This is a genomic window from Capnocytophaga granulosa ATCC 51502 (assembly GCF_000411115.1).
Taxonomy (GTDB): domain Bacteria; phylum Bacteroidota; class Bacteroidia; order Flavobacteriales; family Flavobacteriaceae; genus Capnocytophaga; species Capnocytophaga granulosa.
Map to the genome: position 1 here is coordinate 1 of NZ_KE150247.1, position 9,480 is coordinate 9,480.

Annotated in this window: 9 protein-coding genes; 2 read left to right on the plus strand and 7 right to left on the minus strand. The window is 34.3% G+C overall.

The features are described from left to right. Window positions 1–554: 554 nt before the first annotated feature. From HMPREF9331_RS04840 to HMPREF9331_RS13090, 5 genes are all read right to left on the minus strand, one after another. Window positions 555–1,313, minus strand: a complete 759-nt coding sequence (locus tag HMPREF9331_RS04840) for a hypothetical protein (RefSeq protein ID WP_016421337.1) — start codon at window positions 1,311–1,313, stop codon at window positions 555–557. Between the two features lie 5 nt (window positions 1,314–1,318). Further along, window positions 1,319–2,047, minus strand: coding sequence for a DUF4280 domain-containing protein (locus tag HMPREF9331_RS04845; protein ID WP_016421338.1), 729 nt, complete (start codon window positions 2,045–2,047; stop codon window positions 1,319–1,321). Continuing rightward, a complete protein-coding gene (locus HMPREF9331_RS04850) occupies window positions 2,044–4,542 on the minus strand; it encodes an AAA family ATPase (RefSeq protein WP_016421339.1) in 2,499 nt (832 codons plus the stop codon). Before HMPREF9331_RS04850 ends, HMPREF9331_RS04845 begins: the two co-directional genes overlap by 4 nt. 544 nt (window positions 4,543–5,086) lie before the next feature. After that, window positions 5,087–6,151, minus strand: coding sequence for a PKD domain-containing protein (locus HMPREF9331_RS04860; RefSeq protein WP_016421341.1), 1,065 nt, complete (start codon window positions 6,149–6,151; stop codon window positions 5,087–5,089). A gap of 378 nt (window positions 6,152–6,529) precedes the next feature. Next, entirely contained in the window at window positions 6,530–6,691 is a 162-nt protein-coding gene (locus tag HMPREF9331_RS13090) for a hypothetical protein (protein WP_169450065.1), read from the minus strand. Window positions 6,692–6,789: 98 nt separating this feature from the next. On the opposite strand from HMPREF9331_RS13090, the gene HMPREF9331_RS13295 reads away from it, so the two are divergent. Together HMPREF9331_RS13295 and HMPREF9331_RS13425 are read left to right on the plus strand one after the other, a co-directional pair. Then, entirely contained in the window at window positions 6,790–7,032 is a 243-nt protein-coding gene (locus HMPREF9331_RS13295) for a transposase (protein WP_016421342.1), read from the plus strand. Between the two features lie 79 nt (window positions 7,033–7,111). Next, window positions 7,112–7,243, plus strand: coding sequence for a hypothetical protein (locus tag HMPREF9331_RS13425; RefSeq protein WP_262482241.1), 132 nt, complete (start codon window positions 7,112–7,114; stop codon window positions 7,241–7,243). Between the two features lie 244 nt (window positions 7,244–7,487). Here HMPREF9331_RS13425 and HMPREF9331_RS04870 read toward each other — a convergent pair whose 3' ends face one another. Together HMPREF9331_RS04870 and HMPREF9331_RS04875 are read right to left on the minus strand one after the other, a co-directional pair. Continuing rightward, entirely contained in the window at window positions 7,488–8,030 is a 543-nt protein-coding gene (locus tag HMPREF9331_RS04870; RefSeq protein WP_016421344.1) for a hypothetical protein, read from the minus strand. After that, a partial coding sequence (locus HMPREF9331_RS04875; protein ID WP_211212266.1) for a zinc metalloprotease occupies window positions 8,023–9,480 on the minus strand: 1,458 nt, incomplete at its 5' end. The genes HMPREF9331_RS04870 and HMPREF9331_RS04875, both read right to left, overlap by 8 nt.

Genomic DNA, 9,480 nt, shown 5'->3' on the forward strand with positions numbered 1-9,480 from the left:
GTGGTTTTATTCTTATTTACGTTCTTTCTAAGAACTTTACGCGGGGCAAAGATATAAAATATTTTTGGAAATAGATGTTTTTTACTAAATTATTCATTAAAAATTATGTATTATCTATTTCCTATATCTACCCTATATACGCAATTTATTTATATAGGGCGTATATAGGAGTTATATAGAGAGTAATTAACAAAATAGCATGAAAATGGGGGTTGAGAATTGTTTATATTTTTTTATATTTAATTATTTTTTTTATAAAACATCGTGTTGTATTTACAATAATGGTCAGAATAAATGATAATGTATATACAGTAGTTAAAAAATTCAATAATGATGCCAATATGGTTAAAAAAAACAATAAAATGGGAGGTATATCTTTTAAATATTCGAGGGGGGAATGCCAAAAGTTAGATGAAAAATATAGATTATCTACTACACTATTTATAAGATATGCTTTTTGGGAGTAATTTGTAATCTCTTCATATTCTACAATATAAGGTAAAGTATATATGTAGAATAAGAATAGCATAATAATGATTATTAATGTATAAAAATTAAAATCCCGTAGAATGATACATCCTAATTTGTTCTTCAATTTCATTTTCACTATAATAAATAAATGAATAAATACCTTTTAAAGCATAAATAATTACTTGAGCACAATAGAATAGTGTATATTCATCTATAGTTGCATGAGAAATTAGATTGCCTTTAGAGTCTCTATTGAAAGTTATCCCAACATTTTTTACATTTTTACCTTCATTCCACCATCCATGTGAAAGTATTCCACTTGGTTTTAATTGAAAAATATTTAGATTAAATTTAACGTTGTCAGGAATATCATTATTTATTGTGGAGGAATATGGACCATAAGCGGCATCAATTGTTATTAATAATGAGATTTTTATATTATCCTTTTTAAATCTATGAATAAAATTTTGAATATATTGAGCCCCGAAACTATAAGCATATATTATTAAAGTACCATTTTGTAAGTCAAAATTGTTACTTTTGATATTATTGAGAATGCTATTATATATGTCGTTTCCCCAAATATCATTAGCAATAAAAGGAGCATTTAATACTATAATATCACCTTTTCTTAGTGGCACATAATATTTACCTGGTTGAGAACAAATTGTTTCAATATATTTTGCTAAATCAACATTTGATCCATATGTTCCTCTATTTGAAAAGTCTACTCCACTAAATAATAATATTTTATACATAGATTTTTCTCCTTCACCTGCTGCTTTGAGAGTCGCTGTTACGGATTTACCTGTTTCTCTAAGTGTGATTGTAATTGTTGCCATAGAAATTACTTTTTAGTGTTTATAACTGTTAGTGGTATCTGTTCTTGAGTATCATTTGCAAAGGTGTAATTTTTGAGTGTGTCATTCTTTAAGATATTGCCCTTATATTTGAAGTCAAGATCTTTATTATTGAGGTTAAAATCCATTGTTAGTCCTGATAGGTTTTCACCTTCAATTACTAAGTAAACCTCTTGCTCATCTTCTCCCAGATCTATTCTATTACCTTGTAAGTCTGTGAAATAGGCTTCTATAATATTTGGTTTTGTGAGCATCTCTTTTCTGAGTTTATGGAAATTCACAAAGGGGTTTATCATTGTAATCTTTGCAGGATTGGCATTGATTATATTCACCTTAGTTATCTCAGCCACCTGTCCGTGGTTGATAATGCTGATGCAATCCTTACCGCCTATGGGACAGGTGGCTTTGCTGTCCTCTAAAAGGGGGTGTCCGTTGTTTTCCTCATAGGTAACGTTCTCATAAGCACCACTCCACTGAGTTACCATTGCCTGACAGGGTTTATAGCCCCCACCTGGCAGTGGCTGCATCTGACATAGTCCAAAGGTATTTTTCTCAAAAGTAGCCCCTACATCAGCAGTTGTGGCTACCAATTTCTCTTGGGGTTCTTCCTCATTGATGAATGCCTTGGTCTGTGTAAGTACCTTCAACTTATCGGGAGCATTGCCAAATTGACATTGGCAGGTTGCTCCTTGGCATACTAAATGTTTCTGGTTCATAATACATTATCTTTTAGCTTGTTATCTTCTTTTCTGTTCCACACGATTTTCCCTTCCTGCCAATCGGCTATGATGCTATCACCTTCCTTAAACTCGCCTGCAATAATCTTTTTAGCTAAGGGTCGGCGCAGTTTAGCACGGATAACGCCCTTTAAAGGTCGCGCTCCATATTTGATATCATACCCCTCTTCTGAAAGCTGTTCTTTGGCAGTATCGGTGATTTCTAACTGTATGTTGATGTTCTTTACCAAGTCCAACAGCTCTTTCTTTAAGTGTATCTCAAAGATTTTAAGCGCATTGCCCTTGCTGATAGGGGCAAAAGGTATCGTTTCGGTAAGTCGCCCTAAGAACTCAGGACGGAAATAACCACTCATACGCTCTAAAAGCTCAGAAGAAGTAGGGATATTTCCCTTTTCAAAAGACTGCACGATAAACTCAGAACCTATATTGGAAGTGAAGAGCACAATAGCGTTAGAAAAGTCTCCCTCTTTGCCCAGACGGTCGTGGAGCTTACCCTCGTCCATTATCTGCAAGAAGACATCAAATACCGAGCTATGCGCCTTTTCAATCTCATCAAAAAGCACGATGGCATAAGGCTTTTGGCGTATTTTATTTACTAATAGTCCTCCCTCTTCATAGCCTACGTAACCTGGTGGTGCCCCATAGAGCAAAGCTGCTGAGTGCTCTTCCTTAAACTCTGACATATCGAAGCGGATAATGGCATTCTCATCTTGGAATAGAAACTCAGCAAGTGATTTGGCAAGCTCTGTTTTTCCCGTACCTGTGGGACCTAAAAAGAAGAAAGAGCCAATGGGCTGTCCTGCTTTATTTAAGCCTGAACGACTTTCCAAGATAGACTCAGAGACAATCTCAATGGCGTGATCTTGCCCTACCACCCGCTGGGCTAATACGTTTTCCATATCATTGAGTCGCTGCTTTTCCTCTTCTTTGAGCTTGCCAATAGGAATGTTGGTCTTTTGAGAGATGATAAAAGCAAGGTCGTATTCAGTGATATGGCTTCGTTTTTCCTTCGCTATGGCTTCGATGCGATCGATAAGTGTGCGGCATAGGTCAAGAAGTTCATCGGTAGAGGTATTTTCTGTGAGATTATGTTCATCTTGGGTTTCACTCGCTGAGCCACTGAGATTTTGTAGTTTTTGACATAGGTCTTTATAAAGCCACTGCGCCTGCAATTGGCGGTCTTTTTCGCTGAGGAGCTTTTTGTTTTCTCTTAGCTCCAATACTTTGCCTATAAAGTAATTGCGTTCTTTTAAGAATGACTCCCCTGCTGTTTTAAGCGATGCCATTGTCTGGTCTATCAGGTCAATAGCTGAAGCAGGCAAACTGCGTTCCTTCATAAAACGCTTGGAAAGGCGAATAGCCTCCTTGATGGTCAGGTCATCAATGCTGATGTTATGGTGCTTTTGATAGTCAGCTAAGGCTTGTTTGAGCATTCTAAAATGGGTGTCGTCATCGCTTTCCTCTAACCTTAAAAGTTCAAACATACCCGACAATCCTTGTTCTTTTTCTATCTTTTTGGTGTATTCTTCAATGGTAGAGGTCGCAATAAGCCGTAAGCCTTTGGAGAGTTCGCTTTTCAGCAAGTTTGCAATAGAAGAGTCTGAACCTTGTCCGCCCAAAATAGAGTGGATTTCTTCAATAATAAGTACTGCTTTGGGAAGTGCTTTAAGCTCTTGGGCGATGTTCTTTAAGCGGTCTTCAATCTCACCCTTATAAGATGCTCCTGCCACGATAGCCCCCATATCCAACTCAAATACTTCTAAACCAGCGAGCAACTCTGGGATTTGCTGCCATACTACTTTCTGTACAAACCCTTCTAAAACCGCTGTTTTACCTACTCCCGAATCACCGATAATCAGCACATTAGGCTTGTTAAAGCGGCAGAGTATCTCAATGATTTTGTTGATTTCAGTATTGCGTCCTACCAAAAGGTCTTTTTCTTTTGGAGGTTTTACCTGTGCGTTTTTGTGGATGCAGTATTTTTGTAAGAAGTTGTTTTTCTTTTTTGCAGAGGGTTCGTCAGCAGTGTTGTTAGAGAAGATGGTACCGCTTACGGTTTGATCTTTGAGGAGTTCAGCGCGAGAGACAGGAAAGGTCTTCATCTGGTCAAAGCTAAAAGCTACTCCTGGACTGCTAATGGCTACTATTACCGCAAAGAGGCTTATTTCTTCCTCTAAAAGACTTTCGGCGACTTCATTTGCCTCTGTGAAGATGGTATCAATCACCTCATCGGGTTCGCAGCTATAAGTGTGTGTAGATTTAGGAAGTTCCTCAAGACGCACTTCTGCCCATTCCTCTAAGTAAAACACATCAATACCCTTTGCCTCTAAACTTTTAAGCAAAGACAAATCGCGGTTGAGCATTGCTTTCAGCAAGTGAGCTCCTGAGTAGTGGGCGTGAATATGCTCCTTGCCTATCTTTTGGGCAATCTGAAGGGCTTTTTGTACTTCTTGAGTGTAGGGCTTTTGTTGCATAGGATTCTAAAATCTTTTACTTTTTAATAACGAAAAATGTCAATATGTTTAATAGTAGTACCCCGATAAAATCAGTATAACTAAAAATCATTATCTGTTTGTGTGAATTATAAAATACATCTCCATCTCCAATTTCATAGGTAGTTGTCAGCAATAAGTAATAGCATATAGTTATCAGTGTAATAAGATTGATTATCAGTAATATACCTATGGTATTACTTTTTGCTATATATTTTTGTAGTATTATAATTACATTCATTACCAAATAAGCTGCAATAGGTATAACAATCGTGTTATGAAAGTCTGTACTATCAAAAACTGTTGGTTTAATATACATTATAACTACAAAACTCAAACTTATATAAGCAAAAACACTTAATATCGCTAATAAATATTGAATAAATTTACTATCTTTATTAAAAAATCTACGATAGAATAGATAAAACAACTGTACTAATGGAATGAGTATGCTAATTCCAATGCTGAAAAATAGTATTCTATCCATTGTCTTAATTATCTTAGATTTTATTTAAGCTAAAATCTATCACTCTTTTACCCAAATCCCCCATTTCTTAATCTTGTAATAGATATAGATATGTTGAATACAATTTTTAGTGTCTTTTTGTAGGCGCATTGTGGAGATTTTGATTTTCTTGCCTGCAATATCCCTACAAAGCTGTTCAAAGGGTACGAGTTTTTGGTCGTTTACTACCACAGGAGTGCTAAAATTACCACAGAGATACTCTTTAAAATCGTCTTTGGTCTTGGATTGTGCGGCTACTTGACCCAGTAAAAGTTGGAACTGCTCTACTGAGATATCAGGTGCTTTTTTAGGGGAAGGAATGCTGTCTTTCTCCTTTTGGGGTGCAGGGGTTACAGGTAGGTGTCCAATAAAATCTACCAAAGGGTCTTTTTGAGCCTTGCCACGTGGCAACTCAAAGTCGGAATGAGGTTTTTCAAATTCGTAAGAGGATGCATCGCTTTTCTTTTTAGCAGCAATATGTTTAGGGGCAATGTAGATGGTTTTAGTGGCGATATGCTCTATATCGCCATTGACAATCAAGGAAACGGTCTTTTTGCCAGTGGTTTTAAAGCTATAAGTAACTTTTTCACCAAGGGCATCAGTACCAGCACCCTTGCCAAAGCTCCACTCAAAAGAAATGCCACCTTCTTTGCGGGCGTTAAACTTGATGGTATCCCCCTCAAAGGCTACATTGGGGGCGATGATAACAGGCAGATAGCCTGAATCGGCATCAGGGTCTGTGATAGTTACTATTTTTTGAAAACTGCAAGTGTTGTTGATGGTAAGGGTAACGATGTATTGTCCTGCTTTGTTGTAAGAGTGAAGTGCGTTTTGGTTGTAATCTACGGCAGAGCCATCCCCGAAATCCCACTTCCAAGAAGTAGCTCCTTTGGTATTATCGATGAACTCAATGAGATTTTTAGTGATGAAGTCGTCTGTGTGGATAATATATTTGGCTTCAGTGCAGTCTGTGCGGTGATTGAGTTGGTATATTAAGATTATGAGCCCGAGCAAAAGTATCCCGCCAAAGGTGAGAAAGACTGTAGTATCGAGTTTTGGGAAGTATTTTAGCACGCTTTTCTTCATAAAACAGGAAAATTGATGAATTGTGCGGCAATATTACTAAAAATATTCTACATCACAAAATAAAAGACAAGGTTTTTTCAAAATATTTTGTTATCTACTGATAATCATATAGATATAAAATATTTAGACACTTTTGTCTTTTTATGTTTTGGTTCGTTTTACAATAATACGACTAATATTTTACTAATTTAGTGTTAGTAAAAGTTTGTAGGGTGAGCTTATAACAAAACCTATCTCACGCCTAAAAAATGTACTATCTCAATGAGATATAGCAAATTATAAATAAGTAATCCCCTATAGCTACCCTATATACGAAGATAATGTATATAGGGCGTATATAGGAGTTATATAGGCAATATAGGGGCTGCTGTGTTGCCACTACATCCTGAATTTCACCCCTGATTTTACTTCCTGCTTTTCTTCCAGCTTGTGTTGTTCTTCAGCAGATAAAGATTTAGTTTCTCCCTTCTGTGCCATTGGTGCTGGCTGTTCTACAACCTCCCCTTCCTCAGTAGCACCACTCTCAGAAGTAATGGACAAGAGTATCCTACGGTCAATTGCGGCAAGGTCAGTTTTAAGCTGGGAAGCTGTTTAAACTTTTTTTAGAGAAGTAAAAGTTCCCAAAAATTAGTAATTTTGTGTTTGAGAAAAAACACCAAAATTCAGGAACTTTGGGCAAAGATACAATAAATAATTGGATTATTCCCTTTTTAAGTGTAGAAAAAAGAGGATTTAAAAGTAATTTTGATTTGGCTTCAATATTTTTATTGATTCTCAAGAGGTTAAAAACAGGGGTACAATGGAGAGAACTTCCAATTGAGAGCTATTTTGAAAAAGGAGAAATCTCTTGGCAAAATGTCTATTACTACTTCAACAAATAGAGTAAAGATGGTAGTTTTCAGCGAGTATGGTTAAATCTATTAAGCAAGAAAAAAAGCTGTAACCACAAATAGCATTTTTTTGTATGATAATAATGGGCAAATGATAGCAATGGGGAGTCCTAAAGCTGGAAATCACAATGACTTATATGAAATAGAAGAAGTACTAAAAGAAATCTTAGCTTTTTTAGAAGAAGCAGGAAGTTTATTTTGATGAAGAATTGTACAAAAATAGGTTTAAGATTGAACAAGCAAATGGTTGGCTTGACGGATATAAAGGTTTGATAATGAGATATGAGTATCTTGATGTAACTTGGATTGGAATGCTTTTATTAGGGTTTATCTCCAAGTTCCTAAAAAAAGTTTAAACACGTTTGTTGTGTATTTCTAAAAAATGTTGATTTTATAAGATAAAATTCTAAAATAGAGGGTTGGGATTTTTACTGCATAATCTGGGATTAATAATCTTTTAGAAACTCTTTTATATCTTTTTCTTTTATTAATGGTATAAATACTTTTAGACGTCCTTCTAACTCCCTTTTATTGTCCTTACTCGTAAGAAAAGGTTTTTTTTCATCTATATCGCTATAACTAAAATATTTAACATCTATTAGCCCTTGTTTTTTATCAAAATCATTTTTAGATAATAGTATATATTCTTTCCCTACATATATGTAGAGTTTTTGATATTTACCTTTATAGTAGTATTTCACTAAGTTAATTTTATTTTTCACTACAAGGTTACCCTCTTCAAAGAAAGCTTTGTAATACTCATCTTTATTTACAATAACTTTATACTTTCCTCTTAAAGGTTCTTTTGTACGTTTATCTATTCTTATATAATCGTACATAATACTCCCATAGCGTTTAGTAGGAATAAGTCTCTTAACAATCTCTATATCTTTATTGTCTATTTTATTTATAAATAACTGGCTGTATAGATTTTGAGATATAAAAAAAGCAAATACTATTAAACCGAGTGTTTTTGTCGTCTTATTCATTATCAATTGGTTTTAAATCAGAGTCTTTTATCATTGTTTCCCATTGCCACTTCCAAAATAAGTTGTTATCTTTAAATTTTTTACCTTCATCCATAATATTTTTAGTTTCATCTTTTTTAAAAAATACTTTGGGTTGTATATCATTGCTTTCCTCCCTATAAGTGTGTGTCAGTCCCAATGTATGTGCTGCCTCGTGAACGATGGTATTTTTTCTCAATTCATCAGTATAACGAAGTAAAAGTACATACCTACTGCTATTTTTTATATCATTTTTATCTAAATCATCAGAAAGAGCGTCAAGAATTTCATCATTTGTAGGTCCGTCAATCATAATAGGTAAAATAAAAAAAGTAACCCCTTTTGTTCGTTCCTGCACAGCATTAAGGGTATAATCTTTTAAATAAGAAAGTAAATAGTGGGCAATAATCCCCTCTCTTAATTTATATAAATCACAAGCTACTGAATTAGAATTAGAATTAGGTTTTAAATCCTTAAAAGATTCTCTAATAAGCCAATTTTTACTTTCCAAAGGATTATTTCCAATAGTAAAAAATCCTAAATCAATTTCCATAACCTCATATTTAATTTCATTGTTTTCTTTAATAGGGTTGTAATCAATTAAAGATTGATTAAGGAGTTTTTTAAAGAAATCTTCGTTGTCTTCTATGTACTGTTTCCATTTGTCAATTGTCTCTATTTGGTTTAGTGATTGTGTTTCAATTTTTCCCTCTTCTACAAATGTTTTAGTGGTGTTATCTGTGAAATTATATATTCTTCTTGAAAGAATATTTATATTATTTACCAATAACATAAGTTTTTCTACATCATTCATATTTTTTGCATTTTCAGGAGGATCTTGGGTTACACTTCCCTTAAATTTTACCTCAACAAATCTAACATCTAATTGATAGGTAGTTTTATTTCTAAAAATATTTAGTTTTCCAACAATATTGCCTTTACCATCAAAAACTTTATAAAGCCTATCCTTCTCTGATACTGTATTACAATAAAGTTCTACCTCTACAAAACCTTTATTTATTATTTCTTTTACATTAATATCAGCTACCGAAAAGGAGATCCCATTTTGCTGAGTGAATTGGATGGTATCAGTATCTTCAATAGGAAGAGTATTTAATGTTTCTATAGATATTTTTAACTTAACATTTTTCTGTCCTTTCCTTAATGCTACCCAAGGGATGAAATATTCTCTTCCTTGAGGTTTCCACAGGGTATTATCATTACAATCCCTATATTCTTCTTTCAGTTTAGCATAATATGGGCATATATGTTTATATTCATTACGCATCCAATCAAATCCAAAACTACCATCATAGTTATTTTCATCTATTTCAAAATGAACTAAGAAGTTAATATCATCAGGAGCAGGAAGAAATTCTTCCATTTCTCTTTCAAAATCTTCCAATGAAAAACAGGGTTTACCAAAAATAAT